The organism is Metabacillus sp. 22489, assembly GCF_052044855.1.
Taxonomy (GTDB): Bacteria; Bacillota; Bacilli; order Bacillales; family Bacillaceae; genus Metabacillus; species Metabacillus niabensis.
Genome location: NZ_JBQENT010000003.1, coordinates 16,368 through 35,016, shown reverse-complemented (window position 1 = coordinate 35,016; position 18,649 = coordinate 16,368). Strand labels below are relative to the sequence as shown.

The 18,649-nt window shown below is 37.8% G+C and carries 16 protein-coding genes; 13 read left to right on the top strand and 3 right to left on the bottom strand.

Annotated features, from left to right (window positions below; all coding sequences use genetic code 11):
* Nucleotides 1-44: 44 nt before the first annotated feature.
* The 11 genes from ACTJJ9_RS02560 (at nt 45) to ACTJJ9_RS02510 (ending at nt 14,779) form a co-directional block, all read left to right on the top strand.
* Entirely contained in the window at nt 45-716 is a 672-nt protein-coding gene (locus tag ACTJJ9_RS02560) for a DUF4867 family protein (RefSeq protein ID WP_145580294.1), read from the top strand.
* Nucleotides 717-740: 24 nt separating this feature from the next.
* Nucleotides 741-2,522 carry a solute:sodium symporter family transporter gene (locus ACTJJ9_RS02555; protein ID WP_145580296.1) on the top strand — a complete coding sequence of 594 codons (1,782 nt, stop codon included), beginning with the start codon at nt 741-743 and terminating at the stop codon, nt 2,520-2,522.
* Nucleotides 2,523-2,538: 16 nt separating this feature from the next.
* A complete protein-coding gene (locus tag ACTJJ9_RS02550) occupies nt 2,539-4,575 on the top strand; it encodes an alpha-glucosidase (RefSeq protein WP_145580298.1) in 2,037 nt (678 codons plus the stop codon).
* 204 nt (nt 4,576-4,779) lie between these two features.
* Nucleotides 4,780-5,508, top strand: a complete 729-nt coding sequence (locus tag ACTJJ9_RS02545; RefSeq protein ID WP_145580300.1) for a GntR family transcriptional regulator — start codon at nt 4,780-4,782, stop codon at nt 5,506-5,508.
* A gap of 354 nt (nt 5,509-5,862) precedes the next feature.
* Nucleotides 5,863-7,203, top strand: a complete 1,341-nt coding sequence (gene sftI / locus ACTJJ9_RS02540; protein ID WP_145580302.1) for a sulfoquinovose isomerase — start codon at nt 5,863-5,865, stop codon at nt 7,201-7,203.
* 114 nt (nt 7,204-7,317) lie between these two features.
* Nucleotides 7,318-8,049: a GntR family transcriptional regulator gene (locus ACTJJ9_RS02535; RefSeq protein WP_145580304.1), complete on the top strand. Its 732-nt coding sequence runs from the start codon at nt 7,318-7,320 to the stop codon at nt 8,047-8,049.
* Nucleotides 8,050-8,086: 37 nt separating this feature from the next.
* Nucleotides 8,087-9,520 carry an aldehyde dehydrogenase family protein gene (locus tag ACTJJ9_RS02530; RefSeq protein ID WP_145580306.1) on the top strand — a complete coding sequence of 478 codons (1,434 nt, stop codon included), beginning with the start codon at nt 8,087-8,089 and terminating at the stop codon, nt 9,518-9,520.
* Nucleotides 9,521-9,698: 178 nt separating this feature from the next.
* On the top strand, nt 9,699-10,601 hold the full coding sequence (locus ACTJJ9_RS02525; protein WP_145580308.1) for an AEC family transporter: 903 nt from the start codon (nt 9,699-9,701) through the stop codon (nt 10,599-10,601).
* 199 nt (nt 10,602-10,800) lie between these two features.
* Complete coding sequence (locus ACTJJ9_RS02520; protein WP_145580310.1) at nt 10,801-11,352, top strand: glycerol-3-phosphate responsive antiterminator; 552 nt, start codon at nt 10,801-10,803, stop codon at nt 11,350-11,352.
* A gap of 85 nt (nt 11,353-11,437) precedes the next feature.
* Nucleotides 11,438-12,928: a glycerol kinase GlpK gene (glpK, locus tag ACTJJ9_RS02515; RefSeq protein ID WP_145580312.1), complete on the top strand. Its 1,491-nt coding sequence runs from the start codon at nt 11,438-11,440 to the stop codon at nt 12,926-12,928.
* 198 nt (nt 12,929-13,126) lie between these two features.
* The gene (locus ACTJJ9_RS02510) at nt 13,127-14,779 is read left to right on the top strand and encodes a glycerol-3-phosphate dehydrogenase/oxidase (RefSeq protein WP_145580314.1); all 1,653 of its coding nucleotides are present in this window, start codon (nt 13,127-13,129) and stop codon (nt 14,777-14,779) included.
* 130 nt (nt 14,780-14,909) lie between these two features.
* Here the strand turns inward: ACTJJ9_RS02510 and ACTJJ9_RS02505 are convergent, their stop codons facing one another.
* Both ACTJJ9_RS02505 and ACTJJ9_RS02500 read right to left on the bottom strand, forming a co-directional pair.
* Nucleotides 14,910-15,212 carry a HesB/YadR/YfhF family protein gene (locus ACTJJ9_RS02505; protein ID WP_145580317.1) on the bottom strand — a complete coding sequence of 101 codons (303 nt, stop codon included), beginning with the start codon at nt 15,210-15,212 and terminating at the stop codon, nt 14,910-14,912.
* Nucleotides 15,213-15,254: 42 nt separating this feature from the next.
* Nucleotides 15,255-16,418, bottom strand: a complete 1,164-nt coding sequence (locus tag ACTJJ9_RS02500) for a sulfite reductase subunit alpha (RefSeq protein ID WP_145580319.1) — start codon at nt 16,416-16,418, stop codon at nt 15,255-15,257.
* A 352-nt stretch (nt 16,419-16,770) separates the two neighbouring features.
* On the opposite strand from ACTJJ9_RS02500, the gene ACTJJ9_RS02495 reads away from it, so the two are divergent.
* On the top strand, nt 16,771-17,634 hold the full coding sequence (locus ACTJJ9_RS02495) for an AraC family transcriptional regulator (protein WP_145580321.1): 864 nt from the start codon (nt 16,771-16,773) through the stop codon (nt 17,632-17,634).
* Between the two features lie 103 nt (nt 17,635-17,737).
* Nucleotides 17,738-17,977 (top strand): hypothetical protein, encoded by a 240-nt coding sequence (locus ACTJJ9_RS02490; RefSeq protein ID WP_145580323.1) that lies wholly within the window; start codon nt 17,738-17,740, stop codon nt 17,975-17,977.
* Between the two features lie 154 nt (nt 17,978-18,131).
* On the opposite strand, the gene ACTJJ9_RS02485 is transcribed toward ACTJJ9_RS02490, so the two are convergent.
* Nucleotides 18,132-18,509: a DUF945 domain-containing protein gene (locus ACTJJ9_RS02485; protein ID WP_145580325.1), complete on the bottom strand. Its 378-nt coding sequence runs from the start codon at nt 18,507-18,509 to the stop codon at nt 18,132-18,134.
* Nucleotides 18,510-18,649: the final 140 nt, after the last annotated feature.

Sequence of the window (18,649 nt, the reverse complement as noted above, 5' to 3'; positions counted from 1 at the left end):
ACGGGACATTGTAAGGGCCCTTTATAAAAAAGGGGAAATTAACCTTGAGTTCATATGAATGGTTAAAAGATAAAAATCCACATTTGAATTTTTATCATGTGTTAGATAGTCAGTTTCGGGATTTTGGCAGAATAGTAGAAAACTATGACGTTGAGGAATTAAAAATACAGATGGGTAAAACAGATATTCCTCATGAAGGGAATGTGTATGTAGCATCTGAGCCCACGTTAGAACAAACATCATGTAAACGACAGTTTCAGGAGAGCTTTTATGGCGGTATGCCAATTCAAATCGGTTATTGTAATGGTAGTAATTCAACGTTAAATGGACTAGAATACCATAAAGGTAGTGAGATTAATATTGCAATAACAGATTTTGTCCTTTTATTAGGTAGAGTACAAGACATTGAGAATAATACTTATCACGTTAAAGATGTATCCGCTTTCTTTGTGCCTGAGGGAACAGTGCTCGAGCTGTATGGAACAACACTTCATTTTGCACCTTGCAGAGTGACGGATACTGGATTCAAGGCAGTTGTTATTTTGCCTAAAGGAACGAATGAACCGCTTGATGGAAAGGCAGAGCAGTACACAGCTGAGGACCAATTGTTGTTTATGAAAAATAAATGGCTGCTTGCACATCCGGAACGTAAGGTTCTTATTGATAAAGGGGCATATCCTGGGATTAAAGGTGAAAATATAGAGGTTTTCTATTAATTAATAGGTAAGGGGGTTATATAAATGGGTGAACAAAATGTTTTATTTACGTTGCTCTCATGTTTATTTTTCATAGCAATATTGGGAATATGGACATATAAGAAGACAAAGGGAGCTAACTCCACGACAGAAGGTTATTTTTTAGCTGGAAGAGGATTAACAGGCGGCTTTATTGCAGGGGCGTTAATCTTAACGAACCTATCTGCTGAACAAATGGTTGGGTTAAATGGGCAGTCCTATGGTGCGAATATGACGAATATGGCATGGGAAGTTACAGCTATCATTGCCATTGTGATTATGACACTTATTTTACTGCCACGATATTTGGGTGGAGCTTTTACAACTTTGCCACAATTTTTGCGTGATCGTTATGATGAAGGAGTAAGAAGATTAGCTGTTCTATTATTTATGTTAGGTTATGTTCTTGTCACGATCCCATCAACATTATACTCGGGTGCATTAGCTGTTATGCAATTGTTTGATGTACCAGGCTTGTTCGGGATTTCAGAAACACAAGCGATTTGGTTAATGGTTTGGGTGATCGGGATTATCGGGGCAGTCTTCGCAATATTCGGTGGAATGAAAGCGATTGCTGTATCGGATACCTTTATTGGTATTGGATTATTGCTAGTTTGTACACTAATTCCAGCCATTGCACTTTTCCAATTAGGAGATGGAAGCCTAATGGAAGGGTTTAAGATTATCTCAACAAATAACCCTGAAAAGTTAAATGCTGTAGGATCAAGTACAGATTCAGTACCATTCTCGACAATTATTACAGGGATGATTTGGGCGAACTTGTTTTATTGGGGAACGAACCAATATGCGATTCAGCGTACACTTGGGGCTGCTAATCTAGCAGAAGGTCAAAAAGGTGTATTATATACGGGATTTTTTAAATTGCTCGTTCCAATATTTATGATGGTACCTGGAATTATTGCCTTCCACTTGTATGGGGGAGATTTGAATCCTGTTGATTTAGCATTTCCGACGCTAGTAGCTAATATATTACCGTGGTATTTGCAAGGCTTCTTCTTAGTTGTACTTCTCGGTGCTGTTTTCAGTACATTTAATGCATTAATTAACTCAGCTGCAACAATGTTTGCTTTAGATGTGGTACAGCCATTAAAGCCGACAATATCTGATGAAAAACTACTTAGTCTAAGTAAATGGTTCGGAGCAGTATTAGCATTAATTAGCTTTTGTGTATCACCTTTATTAATGTATGCACCAGACGGCTTATGGGAACTAATCCGTCGCTTTACAGGCTTCTTTAATATTCCAGTTATCGCTGTTGTTTTAATTGGTATTTTTGCAAAAAGAGTTCCGGCGATTGCGGCAAAAATTGCGATCATCTTCCATGTGATTGTTTATTATATGCTGCTATGGGGAACAGACCACTTATTCGGATATAAGGTGGACATTAACTACATTCACATTTATGGAATTCTGTTTGTTACAGAGGTAGCAATGATGCTGATTATTGGCAAGTTCGCCCCAAGTAAAGAAGCATGGAATTTTACACCAAAGCCAAAGGTCGATATGCAGCCATGGAAATATGCACTATGTGTTTCTGTGATTTTACTAGGTTTAATGGTTGGCTTTTATATCGTATTCTCACCGATTGGTTTAGCATACACCGATGGAATCGTGTCACCTTATTTCTGGCCAGCATTATTAGGTTTAGCTGTTGTGACTGGGATTTTAGCGTTTATCTCAGTGAAGAAATGGAATGCAAAATATAGTAGCTATGTGAAAAAGCAGGTCACACAGGTTAAGGTTGATAAATCGAATTTCTCAGCATAATAGAGGAGGATGAAAGATGCAAAACACTCTAAATGATTCAAAATTAATTGTTCAAAATCTAGAATCGGGCTTCGAGGTCATATTAAATCAGGTTGTCCTGCTTCGCCATACAAAGGAGCAACCGATCATTTATGTTGGTCGTGGTCAAGAAACAATCGATATGTATCGCGGCAATTTCGATATAAAAGACTATGTCATTGAACGGATCCCGCTTACATTTGCAGAAATTAGCGAAAGTGACAATGAAATCAACATAAACCTTTCAAATGCAGCTAATTCAGTGGCTGTACTAACTCTTTCATTGAAGAAAGAGGAAGGACGTTTGAAAATAGATTTTACAAATCATGACCCAACAATAAATCGATTTTGGTTAAGAATTGCTGCTACTCCTGAGGAAAAGGTTTATGGCTGTGGGGAACAGCTATCTTACTTTAATCTAAGAGGCAAGAACTTCCCGTTATGGACTTCCGAACCGGGAGTTGGTAGAAATAAAAAGACATATGTTACATGGCAGGCAGATGTAAAGGATAAAGCTGGCGGTGATTATTACAATACAAACTTTCCACAGCCAACCTATGTATCTAGTCAAAAATATTATTGTCATACAGAAACAACGGCATATGCAGATTTTGATTTTCGTCACTCAGAATTCCATGAATTGCAAATATGGGAAGTCCCTAAAGCAATGATCTTTGAAACGGCAGAAACGTATGTAAAACTTGTTGAAAAAATTTCAAATTTGTTTGGGAAGCAGCCTGAATTACCAGAATGGGTCTATGATGGAGTCATCTTAGGGATTCAGGGAGGCACGGAGATTGTTGAGCGGAAATTGGAAAAAGCCCTTGCTGCTGGAATGAAGGTTTCAGGTGTATGGTGTCAGGATTGGCAAGGTAAGAGAATCACCTCATTTGGAAAGCGTTTAATGTGGAATTGGAAATGGAATGAACAGGAATATCCGCAACTAGATAAAAAGATTCCTGAATGGAAGGAAAAAGGGGTTCGTTTCTTAGGCTATATCAATCCGTATGTAGCCATTGAGGGAGACTTGTATAAGGAAGCTGAGAAAATGGGGTACTTGGCCTTAAATGCTCAGGGTGATGTTTATTTAGTTGATTTTGGCGAGTTTTATTGCGGAGTTGTTGATTTTACAAATGAAAAGGCATGTGAATGGTATAAGCAAGTAATTAAAGAAAACATGATTGACTTTGGCTTAGATGGCTGGATGGCAGATTTCGGTGAGTATCTGCCAACAGATGTTGTGCTGAAAAATGGTGTAGATGCACGTATTATGCATAATGCATGGCCAACTATGTGGGCGAAAATTAATTATGATGCGGTTTCTGAAGCTGGAAAATTAGGCGAAGTTGTCTATTTCATGCGTGCTGGATATACAGGGGTGCAAAAATATTGCACAATGCTATGGGGGGGAGACCAAAGTGTTGACTGGTCATTAGATGATGGCTTAGCATCTGTCATTCCTGCTGCACTGTCTTCAGGGATGATTGGATGTGGTCTTCACCACAGTGATATTGGTGGCTACACAAGCCTCCATGGAAATAAGCGTTCAAAGGAATTGTTAATGAGATGGTCTGAAATGGGTGCTTTTACTCCTATGATGAGAACACATGAAGGAAATCGTCCTGATGATTGCTTCCAATTTGATGATGACGAGGAATCATTGAACCACTTAGCAAGAATGAGCAATATTTTTGTGACACTTGCTCCATATACAAAGTCATTAGTGAAGCTTAATTCAGAACGAGGTATTCCGGTTCAACGTCCGCTCTTTATGCATTATGAAAATGATAAAATAGCCTATGATCTTAAATACCAATACTTATTTGGTGAGGATATCCTAGTAGCACCTGTTCATCAAGAAAAGCAAAATGAATGGGAAGTATATTTGCCAGAAGATAAGTGGGTCCATTTATGGAGCGGGCAAGAATACTCGGGGGGCTACGTAACCGTGGATGCACCGATTGGATATCCTCCTGTCTTTTACCGTAAAGAATCGAAATGGAAGGATTTATTTTTGAAGGTATCTACGATTTAAATGGGTTCCTTATTTAAAGGTTGTTGATTTTCAACAGCCTTTTTCTATTTATCAGTTAGGGAATAATTGTAAAAAAACGAGGTGGGTGCAATGAAAAGATAGTAATGTATGCTATAATAGTTATGATGAAAGCGAATCAATGAATGAAGAATTGATTGAAAATAGGGGAATCTGTTAGCGGATAAAGAGAAAGGAGATATAAATTTGGCAAGTAAGGTTGATCCTAACAAGAATATTTCGTTATATCTTCAAGTAAAAGATATTCTTATTAAACGAATTCAAGAAAAGGTATGGCCCCCTAACACATTAATTCCGACAGAACAGGAGTTAATGGAGGAGTTTAATGTAAGTCGAACTACTTTGCGGCAGGCGATTTCTATTCTTGTGCAGGAAGGTCTATTAGAGAAGAAGCAAGGAAAGGGTACGATCGTAAAGTCTCAGCAATTAACGGGAAATGGCAGACTGAAGGGGTTTGCGGAGGAGGCAATGGAAAAAGGGCTAACACCTAATTCAAAGCTTCTTCGCGTTGAGTTTAAGCAGGACCTCTATCATGAGAAATCGATGTTGAACCTTCCGGACGATGAGGAAGTATTAGTAATCGAACGGATTCGGTTTGCAGACCAAGTACCAATTGCTTTAGAACGTTCATGCTGGCCCTCTTACATTGGCAAGCTGTTTATTAATCTTGATTTAAATAGTGCAAAGTTCTACGAAATTCTAGAACAAAACGACATCATTTTAAAGCGCGCACATGAGAAGATTTCAGCAATTAACGCTACCTTATATGAGGCAGATTTGCTTGGAATACGTGGTGGAGAAGCAATGCTTGAGACAGAAAGGCTTAGCTTTGGCCTTGATGATCGGCCGATTGAATTTTCAACGATTAAGTTTCGCAGTGATAAATATCATTATAATCTTAAGCTTACAAGATAGTTATACAGACAGGGACGATGAGTGTATCATTGTCCTTTTTCTTATATAAAAGATATTTAGAAAAAAATATAGAAAACACTTGAAATATTGTAGACGGTTTCATATCATAGTATTAAAGATACCTACTTTTCAAATAAAGGTAACTATGTATTTTGGGAAAGCATGAGACTTTATAGTGTTTATTTACTCTAAAATAATTGGGATAGAAATGTGTAAACCCTACGAACACAAGATAAGATTACTTTGAGTGCAACAATGAATTCAAAATTTTTTAAACAAAAAGGTAATGATGTATGACATTATTGTAATGATGACTAAGGGTGTTTATGCACAATGGTGAAGGGAGAAAAGAGGATGTCGAAAACAACAATTTTGTATCTTCCAATTGGAAGGAAAACATTCGATTTAGCAGCAGGAGAAATTTATCGTAGTCAAAGTATGCGATGGTTTGAGGAAAGCGGGCATACAATCATAGCTCCGAATGAAATCCTCACTTCGGTAGAAGAGCTTGAACAATTTTTACAATCAGAGGCTTCTACTAATATAGATACGATTTTATATCAAAGTGTCACATTTGCTGACGGTGAATTCATCGTTAAGGCTTTAGAGTTTTTTAAGGAGCCAGTCATTGTATGGTCTGTTCGTGAGCCAAGTGTTGGCGGGAGGCTGCGCCTAAATTCATTAACTGGTGGCAATAGCACAAGCAATGTTTTACGCAATCACCGTCATCCATTTTCATTTGTTTTTGGGAACCCAGATGAAGAAAGACTGCAAAAGGAATTACTTCAAAAATTTGCTGTTATGCGAGTGCTTAAATCGTTATCAAACCTGAAAATTGGGGTTGTCGGAGAGTATCCTCCAGGTTTCTTTTTCTCAGATGCGAATGAGGCAGAGCTTAAAGAAGCGCTAGGTGTTACTCTTCATAAGATGGATTTGCAAGAGGCCTTTCAAAAATGTGTAGAGCTTCCTGAGGATGAATGGATTGGTGAGGTTGATCGAGCGGAGCAGCAAGTAATTGGCCTGAATCGTAATGATGAAACGGTGAAAAAATTCGCTCAATTCTCAGCATATATAAAAAGGCATATTAAGGACGAACAAATTCATTCGATTGCAATGAGATGCTGGCCAGACTTTTTCAACGATTTAGGAGCTGCACCATGTTCTGTGCTTTCACAGCTAACAGAGGATGGAATGGTATCCTCATGTGAATCAGATATACATGGCTCACTATCTATGTATCTATTAAGAGAATTGACTGGAGGAAATGCCCCATATTTAGGGGACCTTGTCCATGTTAACGAGGAAAAGAACTCAGTTGTTTTTTGGCATTGTGGGGCCGGAGCTTATTCACTTGCGCATCCATCTACAGGGGCAACAGCTGGTGTACATCCAAACCGTAAGATGGGGTTAGCGATGGACTTTGGTCTTAAGGCTGGGGAAGTGACAATTTTCCGAGTAAGCCATACACCTGATGGTTATCGATTACTTGTGATGAAAGGAAATGCACTTGATGTAGAACAGCCGTTTACTGGCACCTCTGTAGAAGTAGAATTGAATTCAGATGTGACAACAACCTTATATGACCTTATGAATTCAGGGTATGAGCCTCATTTTGCATTAGTATACGGGGATGTCACAAAGCAGTTAATTGAACTTGGCCGCCTCCTAAATGTAGAAACGGATGTTTATCAATAGAAACATAGAAAAGCATCGTTGAGTTTTTCTAAAGCTACTTGAAAGGTAGGATAAAAGGTTGTTACTTCCACTTTGAAGGTAAGAATCTTTAGATATTGAAGGGAGTTTTTCGAAGTGGGAAGTAATGGTAAGCCTTCGAAACGAATATCGTTATATTTGCAGGTGAAAGATACGATAATTAAACGGATTCAAGAAAAGATATGGAAGCCGAATTCAATGATCCCAACTGAAAATGAGTTAATGGAAGAGTTCAATGTGAGCAGAACGACAATTCGTCAGGCCATTTCCTTTCTTGTTCAGGATGGAATTTTAGAGAAAAAGCAAGGAAAAGGAACATTTATAAAACCCGGAATATTTGTAGGCTCTTTAGGGAAATTAAAAGGCTTTGCAGAAGAAGCAATTGAGAATGGAGTTTTTCCAAGCTCAAAATTATTGCAGGTTCAAACAACTGGGAATTTGCAAGCAGAAAAATCAACGCTAAAGCTCCCAATTGACGAGAATATCGTTGTGATTGAACGACTTCGCTTTGCAAATCAGACACCTGTTGCAATTGAACGCTCATGTTGGCCGAATGATATCGGGAAATTGCTAATGAACGAGGATTTAAATAGCGCAACATTTTATGAAATTTTAGAGAGAAATGGTATTACGTTAAAACATGCAAAGGAAAAAATTTCTGCCATAAATGCGACTCTTATGGAGGCGGATTTACTAGGTATTCGCAGGGGCCAGGCATTATTAAAGATGGAAAGAGTTAGCTATGGAAATGATGATAGACCGATTGAATTTACAACGACGAAATTTCGTCATGATACTTACCAATATTCGATTGAACTGATGAGGTAATGCAATATGGCTAAACAATTATAAAGGAGTGGAGAACATGGCAACATTAACAGCAGGAAAACAATTTGGGTTATATATTAATAATAAATGGGAACAAACAGGAGAAACAATGGAGGTGCTAAATAAATATAACCAAGAGGTAATTGCACATATTTCAGTAGCTGGGAAGGAACATGTCGATGCTGCGGTTCAAGGTGCAAAGGAGGCATTAAAAAGCCCATTTTCACCGTATGCGCGTTATGAGGTGCTAATGAAGGCAGCACAGCTATTGGTTGAGCGTCGGGACGACTTTGCAAAAGTACTTGCTTTAGAGGTTGGAAAACCAATTCGTGAGTCAAGAGGAGAAATTGAGCGTGCTGCACAAACATTAATTATTTCTGCAGAAGAAGCAAAACGAATTCACGGAGAAGGGGTTCCAGTAGAATCAGCGCCAGGATCTGAGAATCGTATGGCCTTTACAGTTCGTGTACCTGTAGGTGTCATTGCGGCAATTACACCATTTAATGTCCCTGTTAACTTAGTTTGTCATAAGATTGGTCCTGCGATAGCTGCTGGAAATAGTGTTGTATTAAAGCCTGCAGAGGTAACACCGCTATCAGCCCTAATGCTAGCAGAGCTATTGGTAGAAGCAGGTCTTCCCGAGGGGCGTCTTCAAGTCCTAACAGGGGACGGCCCAGCTATTGGCGAATGGCTATTGGAAAACAAGGATGTAAATATGTTCACTTTTACCGGAAGTCCTAGTGTAGGTGAATCTATTCGTTCGAGGGCAGGACTGCGAAAGGTAGCACTAGAGCTAGGAAACAACTCAGCTACAATTGTCCACAATGATGCAAAGTTAGATCAAGCTGCAGCATTTATTTCCCAAAAAAGCTTTAACAATGCTGGTCAGGTTTGTATATCGGTACAACGTGTTTATGTCCATGAAGATATAGCGAAAGCATTTATTGACTTATTAAAGAAAAATACAGAAAAGCTTGTTATCGGTGACCCGATGGATGAATCAACAGATATCGGCCCAATGATTCGTCTTCGTGAAGCAGAGAGAGTAGAGAGCTGGGTTCATGAAGCTGTTGAACAGGGGGCAGTGATTGCATTAGGTGGAAAGCGTAATGGTGCATTATATGAACCTACTATTCTAACAAATGTGTCAGATGATATGAAGGTATGTCGCGAAGAAATCTTCGGCCCTGTCGTTTCAGTTGGAACATATAAAGAAATAGATGAAGTGATTGCAAAGGTCAATGACTCCGATTATGGCTTACAGGCTGGACTTTTCACAAATGATTTACAGTTTGCGATGAAAGCTGCACGTGAAATTGAGGTTGGTGGTCTAATCGTAAATGATGCGTCTGCATATCGTGTTGATCATATGCCATACGGTGGTGTGAAAAATAGTGGTAATGGGAAGGAAGGTCCGAAATACGCTATTGAGGAAATGACAGAGGAACGTCTTATTGTACTAAATCTCTAAACGATTCATGCTTGAAAAGCTATGAGCCTCTGACAATTGGAAGGGAAAGTATGTAGAGTGTACAGAAGAAGCGGGGGAAAGGGAGACCTCACATCGTTAGATCTAAGGAGGCTCCCAAGCTGCCGTTACAGGCTCAAGGATCCTAAACATATTACTATGAAGGATTGAAGGTGAATGGGTGGATTTTTTTCTTATCCTTATTCCGATTTTTGGTATATTCGCTCTCGGGTTTATCGGTCAAAAAAAGATCGGGTTTGATACAAAAACAATTTCAACAATGGCACTTTATTTAATGTCGCCGGTTTTAGTATTCAGAACCTTTTATACAACAGAATTTAATCTTACTTATCTTTATTTGGCTCTTTATACATTTCTTTTATGCTTTTCATTAATAGCTGTAGTCTATGTGATTGCATTTATTCGTAAATACTCTGTTAAAGAAACATGTGGCATGATTTTAGCGTCATCGTTTATGAACAATGGAAACTATGGGACACCCGTCGTACTATTGCTATTTGGTGCAACTGGTCTTGACTATGCAATCGTGCTAATGGTCATTCAACAGCTCGTTATGTGTACCGTAGGGGTTTATTATGCTGCAAAGGGAAGCCCTGAAGGTGATGGAGTACGCTCTGCCATTCGGGCAGTTCAGCGCATGCCGATGGTTTATGGAGCAGCCTTTGGACTTGTGCTCCAAGCCTTTCATGTGGAGCTAGGAAGCTCGATAACCCAGGCTGTCGATATGGTAGCAGATTCCGCTATTCCAACGGTCATGATCGTACTAGGCATGCAGCTTGCTAAAATTTCCTTAAAGAAATTTGAGAAGGAAAAAGTGTCGCTCTCACTCGTTACGAAACTAGCTGTGTCACCAGCAATCGCCTATATTCTTTCGTTGTTTTTACCAGTAGATGATATGGTAAAGCAAATCATGATCATAATGGCTGCAATGCCGACGGCCGCGAATACAACGATGTATGCCCTACAGTTTAATACAGAGCCTGAATTTGTTTCAAGTGCAACACTCCTTAGCACGACGTTAAGTTTAGCTACTCTACCAATCATCTTTATGATTGTTTTATAGAAGGAACGTCCTTTACAACTATAGGCTTTCGTCAATTCTCTTGATAGAAAGCCTTTTTAATATCTACCTTCCCCCTTTGCAAGGAGAACAGGCATAAAACACTAGAAATAAAAGAATACAACACCATATGCTGCATGGAGACTTAAGATGAGTAGATACGTATTTTAGATTCTAATCAATGAACATAGGAGGAAGTTAGATGTCGTTTCAAAGTCAACAAGTATTGCCTGCTTTTAGAGATATGAAACAGCTTGAACGGTTTATTGAAAGTGAATATGAGTATGGGCTTTTATTAGAGAGCCATATAGGGCAATTGCGGGGAATCATGAAGGCCGTTACAAAGGCACAGAAAAAGCTAATTTTACATGTTGACCTTATTAACGGACTGAAGGCAGACGAATATGCTGTCGAATATTTATGTCAGGAAATAGAACCAGCAGGGTTAATTTCAACTAAATCAAAGGTGATTCTAAAGGCTAAACAAAAAGGTATCTATGCGATTCAACGGGTTTTTCTATTAGATAGTACATCTTTAGAAAAGACGTATAAGCTAATGCCTAAAATACAGCCTGATTATATTGAGATATTGCCAGGGATTATTCCTTCTCTTATAAAAGAAGTACGGGAAAAAGCAGGAATACCAATTCTGGCTGGAGGATTAATAAAAAATGAGCAGCACGTTGCACAAGCTTTAGAGGCAGGAGCAACAGCTGTTACAACCTCGAGACAGGAGCTTTGGAAGACATACTAGCATAGAGTTAAACTAAGGAAATCAAAGATAAATAGAGTAGTTTTTGATTTAAACAACAATCTAGAAATTAAAGGTTGAGGTAAATATGGAAAAGTTTATATTAGCACTTGATCAAGGAACAACGAGCTCAAGAGCGATTCTTTTTAATAAAAACGGTGAAGTAGTTTATCAATCACAGGCTGAGTTTAAGCAGTATTTTCCTAAGCCTGGCTGGGTTGAACATAGTCCCGAGGAAATTTGGGGTTCAATCCTATCTGTTATTGCATCATGTTTATCAGAATCTGGAGTTAAAGCTAGTCAGGTTGCCGGGATTGGGATTACAAACCAACGAGAAACTGTTGTTGTCTGGGATAAACAAACAGGAAAACCAGTTTATCATGCTATTTGTTGGCAATCTCGCCAAACGACTCCAATTTGTGAAGAGTTAAAGCAAAATGGCTACAGTGAAATGTTCCGAGAAAAAACAGGTCTATTAATTGATCCCTATTTTTCGGGGACGAAGGTGAAATGGATTTTAGATCATGTTGACGGTGCGAGAGAAAGGGCGGAAAAGGGAGAGTTATTATTTGGAACAATCGATACATGGCTTATTTGGAAATTAACCGGAGGGAAAGCCCATGTAACAGATTACTCAAATGCCTCTAGAACGCTCATGTTCAATATTTATGATTTATGCTGGGATGAGGAGCTTCTCGACATCCTCACGATACCTAAGTCGATGCTACCTGAAGTAAAGTCTTCCTCCGAAGTATATGGCAAAACAGTGGATTATCATTTCTTTGGTGAATCCGTCCCAATCGCTGGGATAGCAGGTGACCAACAAGCAGCTTTATTCGGACAGGCATGCTTTGCTGAAGGAATGGCGAAAAACACCTATGGAACAGGATGTTTTATGCTAATGAATACCGGTGAGAAAGCCGTAACAAGTGATCATGGACTTTTGACGACGATCGCTTGGGGAATAAATGGCAAGGTAGAATATGCTTTGGAAGGAAGCATCTTTGTAGCAGGATCAGCTATTCAGTGGCTTAGAGATGGAATCCGAATGATAAAAGATGCAAAGCAAAGTGAGGGTTATGCAACAAAGGTTGAGTCATCTGATGGTGTTTATGTTGTCCCAGCATTTGTTGGCTTAGGGACGCCTTATTGGGATAGTGATGTAAGGGGTGCTGTCTTCGGACTAACAAGAGGGACAACGAAGGAGCATTTTATACGCGCTACATTAGAAGCATTGGCATATCAAACTAAAGATGTTATAGCTGCGATGGAGAAGGATTCTGGGATAGAGCTAAAAACATTGCGCGTCGATGGCGGGGCTGTTAAAAACCAATTCCTTATGCAATTCCAAAGTGATGTTTTAGATGTTCCAGTTGAAAGACCTGCAATCAATGAGACAACAGCATTAGGTGCGGCATACTTAGCAGGACTAGCAGTCGGATATTGGAAGGATCAAGCAGAGATTTCAAACCAATGGAATCGAGAGCGATTATTTGAACCGCAAATGGATTCGGAAGTAAGGACACAATTATATAATGGCTGGAAAAAGGCTGTTCACGCAGCAAGTGTATTTAAATGAGTTTGTTAAAAGGATGTAAATAGCGGGAAACGCGATGGTCATAATTGAAATGACAGATTATCTATGATTAAATAAAAGTATAAGTTAATATTCCGGTAGTAGAAATTTGAGAGACCATAAAAGCCATTATTCGTTTTGAGTAATGGAGTTTGTGGTCTCTTTTTATTTGGATTAAAAAAAACAGGGGAGTGGAGATTAATGACTTTTTCAAGCTTCAATCGAAAGCAAATTCTCGAACAGATGGAAAACGAAAGCTTTGATGTACTAGTCATTGGAGGCGGTATTACAGGATGTGGAATTGCACTTGATGCAGCAACACGGGGAATGAAGACCGCCCTAGTAGAAATGCAAGACTTTGCAGCGGGAACGTCAAGTCGCTCAACAAAGCTAGTTCATGGAGGGCTCCGTTATTTAAAACAATTCGAAGTGAAAATGGTCGCTGAAGTAGGGAAAGAGAGAGAAATTGTGTATGAAAATGGACCACATGTCACAACACCTGAGTGGATGCTGCTTCCAATTCATAAAGGAGGAACGTTTGGGAAATTCTCCACATCCATCGGCCTTTTAGTGTATGACTTTTTAGCAGGTGTAAAAAGAGGTGAGCGCCGTTCCATGCTAAGCAGGGAAGAAACAATTAACCGTGTTCCACTTGTTAAAAAGGATGGATTAAAAGGTGGAGGCTATTATGTAGAGTACAAAACAGATGACGCACGTTTAACAATTGAAGTTGTCAAGGAAGCGGTGAATAAAGGAGCAAAGGCAGTTAATTATACAAAGGTAGAACAATTTATATACGAAGATGGAATGGTTAAAGGGGTAATTGCTGTTGACCAATTATCAAATAAATCTTATTCGATCTACGCAAACAAAATTGTCAACGCAGCAGGTCCTTGGGTAGATTCATTGCGAGAACTAGACAATTCAAAAAAAGGGAAGTCCTTGCAATTAACGAAAGGAATTCACCTAGTTATAGACCAAAGCCGCTTCCCGCTTAACCAAGCTGTTTACTTTGATACACCAGATGGCCGGATGGTCTTTGCAATTCCACGGGACGGAAAAACGTATGTAGGTACAACAGATACTGTTTATACAGGGGATATGGTTCATCCAAGAATGACCAAAGATGATCGTAAGTACGTTATTCAAGCAATTAACTATATGTTCCCTTCCTTAGACATATCCGTAGACGATGTTGAATCAAGCTGGACAGGGTTACGCCCACTCATTCATGAGGATGGAAAGGATCCTTCTGAAATTTCACGTAAAGATGAAATATGGACATCTGACTCAGGGCTTGTCACAATTGCAGGTGGAAAGCTAACAGGCTATCGCAAAATGGCTGAAATTGTAGTGGATCTCCTTGCTAAGCAATATCGAGAGGAAGGAAAAGGATTTTCTGCATGTATAACGAAAAAACTCCCTATATCTGGTGGGGATGTTGGAGGCTCTAAAAACTTTCCAGCCTTTATCAAAGAAAAGGCAAAGGAGGGTACTGAACTTGGTCTGACATATACGGAAGCAGAAAAGCTTGTGAAACGTTATGGGTCGAATGTAGACAAAGTATTCAAATATAGTAAAAGCTACTTCGAACATTCTATGAAAGAGGAATTACCGCTTTATCTCTATTTACAGCTAGCTTATTCGATTAACGAAGAAATGACTGCAAAGCCTATTGACTTTTTCAACCGCCGGACAGGTGCATTACTATTTGATATTCATTGGACAAAAGAGTGGAAGGATAAAGTCGTTGCTTTTATGGGAACTGAATTAAAGTGGACAGAGGAGCAAAAAGCAAAGTATCAAAAAGAGCTAGAACAGCATATAAAGGATGCAGCTACAGCTATCGAATAGGGCGTAGAGTAGTTTCAAAAAAATCTTTCAATTGCACTGTTATCTATTTTTTGCAACCTTAGAGTCCTTTATGAAAAGGTCTAAGGTTGCTTTACTTATTTAGAATATCTTCTATTCCATCTATTAGCCTTTAACTATTTCCCTTATGATAACGATACTCCAATTCATCTATCTGCTCATTATATTCAACAGATAAATCATGACCTTTAAAAAACCATAAGTCTGATTCTTCAATAAAAAAAGTAATGCCATCTTTAACGGTATGCACAGCGGCATTTTTCGAATCATTATCGATTGTAAAGGCAAGGGCATACCCCTCTTGAATAGGACTTGTTCCGTAAATTTGTGAAAAAAATCGAACTTTATTTCCTGTTTCTAAGCCGACTTCTTCTTTAAACCAATGTATTGCTTTCTCACTAATCTCTATTTTCATTGAAAACCGATCCTTTTATGATGGATTTGCTTGCAACAGCTATTAATAAACATCTCTTTGATATCTATTACTTTTTTTCATTTCATTCAATTGTTCTTCTGCTTCTTCTAAGCTTATGTTTCCTTCGTTTGATAAGATCTCGATAAGCGTATTGTGAACATCCTTCGCCATATGCTCCTTATCTCCACAAACATAAATATGGGCACCAGCTTGTATCCACTGATACAATTCCGCACTCGTTTCCTGCATTTTGTTTTGTACATACACCTTTTCCGCGGTATCACGTGAGAAAGCGGTTGTTAATTTTGTAAGTGCACCGTCTTTTTGATATTTTTCAAGCTCATCTTGATAAAGAAAGTCTGTTTTTGAATGTTGAGCTCCGAAAAACAGCCAAGATCTTCCACTTGCATTTGTCATTGCACGTTCCTGAATAAAGGCGCGGAAAGGGGCAATACCAGTACCAGGACCAATCATGATAATGTCTACATCATTTGACTCTGGCAGTTTAAAGTGTTTATTTTGTTGAATATATACTGGAAGTGTATCACCTTCTAAAACACGTTCCGAACATTGAACAGAGCAAACACCATTTCTATTCCGTCCATGAGCTGTATAGCGTACAGCACTTATTGTTAAATGCACTTCATCAGGATATGCCGAAAGACTGCTTGAAATCGAATATAGACGTGGTGGCATTTTTCTTAAAAGTGAAACAAACTCCTGTGCCTCAACATTGCATGGACCAAAATCCTGTATTAAATCAAGTAAATCACGTCCATACATATACTCTTTTAACGATGCGGCATTTTCTAAAGAAACAAGACTCTCAAGTTCTTTATTATCAACAAGCTTTGAGAAGTTTTGTACGATTTTCTTTGTCAATAACGTAATTTCAAAGTATGTTGTTAAAGCATCCTTCAAGGAAAGCTCTTCACCTTTGTTATTGATAATGACCTTCTGTTCTGCATCCCAATTCATTGCAGAAAGGAGAGACTCGACTAATTGTGGGTCATTTTCTGGAAAAATCCCAAGAGCATCTCCAGGAAGATAAGATATGCCTGATCCCTTTAAGGATAATTCTAGATGTCTAGTTTCTCTATTTGAGCCAGCACCATTTAAGTTTATATTTTTTAAAACCTTTGCTCGAAACGGATTGTTTCTGGTGAATAGTTCTTTGTTTTGTTGATCTGTTTGACTACCATTCATATTTTTCACCTATCTCCTAACTTTATTTTAACGCTAGAAAGCATGTTTTCTTTGAATAAATCGCTATCTATTATGTATTATACAGTTAAATGTCATATTCTCTAAACTCACATTCAATTATACGATGATTTTATTATAAGTTACTCATTTGCACTTTTTCAACTGATAAGTATAAAAAGTTTTAATGTATAATTTGTATAGAAATTACAATTTTCTCGCCAACCGTTAAAGAATGGTTCCGCGCAGAGAATAATTATCAAGAAGGATACCATTCCGATAAATTCCGTCTAGAAAATATCGAGTGGAAAATCAATTTTACCGGTAACATGTATTTTGTAAAGGAGGGAAATGAATGCTACAAAAGTTCAATCATTTAATGGACTACATTGAAGCACATTTGACAGAGGATATCTCGGGAAAAGAAATATCGAAAATTGTCGGGCTATCTGATTATCATTTTAAAAGAATGTTTTCGTATATGGCCGGAATGTCATTGAATGAGTATATCAAAAATAGGCGATTATCAGCTGCAAATGTTGAATTAATTAACGGGGCAAAAGTAACAGATATTGCCTATAAATATCGTTATCAATCTATCGAAGGGTTTTCCAGAGCTTTTCGTGAATGGAGTGGCTTTTTACCTTCAGAAGTAACGAAAAACAAAATTCAAAAATCATTTCCCAAATTTTCATTCTACATCGATATAAGAGGAGGGATTTCAATGGAATTTAAAATTGAAAAGAAAGAGAAGTTTCATATAGTTGGTGTCTCGAAAAGAGTGCCAATCCAATTCGAAGGTGAAAATCAAGCTATCATAGAGCTAGCCAAGTCAATAACCGAACAACAAAGAAATGAAATGCATCAATTAGCTGATGTATATCCTCATTATGTCTTAAATGTATCGTATGATTTTGATGATGGTTACTTGGAGGAAAAAGGCCACCTAACCCATATGATTGGTTTTGCCACGACAAAGGAAAATCCTTTCGCTGATTTAGAACAACTTACAATTGAAGCAAGCTTATGGGCAATCTTCCCAAATCAAGGCCCGTTTCCCGCTACACTTCAAGAAACTACCGCGAAAATTTACTCTGAATGGCTGCCTTCATCAGATTATGAAATAACAGATCTACCTGGCATCTCTTTTACAAAGCACAATGGTACTTCGGAAAATGTATATAGTGAAATTTGGATGCCAGTAAAAGAGAAAAAATAGCTAGTGGGAAACAAGGGTTAGTATGCCGTTAAAATCTTTATTTATAATAATGGACCAGTTAAAATAAATTTAACTGGTCCATTATTAGTATAGAAGGTGTTTTATGAAGGAAAAATTGATTAAAATGTTTAAGAAAGTTAATTTATCATTGGTGTTCTTTGCTACATTCTTATCTGTTATTTTATTTGATTTAGACGTAAAAATAGCTCTTATTATATATTCTGTTATAACTTTTATAGATATATTGATTGTAATAGATGAAAAGAAGTATAAGCAGGTTATGTATAACTTAATTGCTTTAATAGGATTATTTGTTTTATTTATATTTGTAGATCGAATCTAGTTACAAAATGATAGATTATAGAAAGAGGTAAGGAGATAAAGACTAGTGGAATAATGTGTATTATATAAACTTATATTTTAAATTTTCCATTGAGGAATATTAAATAGATAGTTGAAACCTTATTCTTACTATCCTTAAAAAATTGTGAACATGCCTAATTATTCCAACCCTTTGGGACTTTAACAATAACATAATCTCCCGTCCACATTTCAGTAGTTGCGATTAGTGTGTCATGATTCTTTTCAAAAATATAGCCACTACCCTCTTGAGTTTTGAAATGCCACCCATTGTTGCTAATCATTTCCTTTAAATTTCGGTAAGCTCGTCCTTGTTCCATCCTTGTAATAAACCACTCATAATCATTATCATCGTCTATTTTAACAATCTCTTTCGAAGAATCATTCAAGGAATCTATGACTTCCTTTTTGCTTACAGTATCGATAGGTAGTGGTGGATAATAAAATTTACTATTAAATGCATAAACACCTAAAACAATTACCAAAACTCCAGCTAACACTAACCATTTATTCACTAGGTACCTCCTTTTTAGCAAACCTACATCGGTAGTAAAGCAAAAGAGTTGTATATGACTATAATAGATTATTTTTCTTAATTGCCATATAAAAACACCGATCTATACTGTTTTCTTTAATTTTACCAAACTATGGTAAT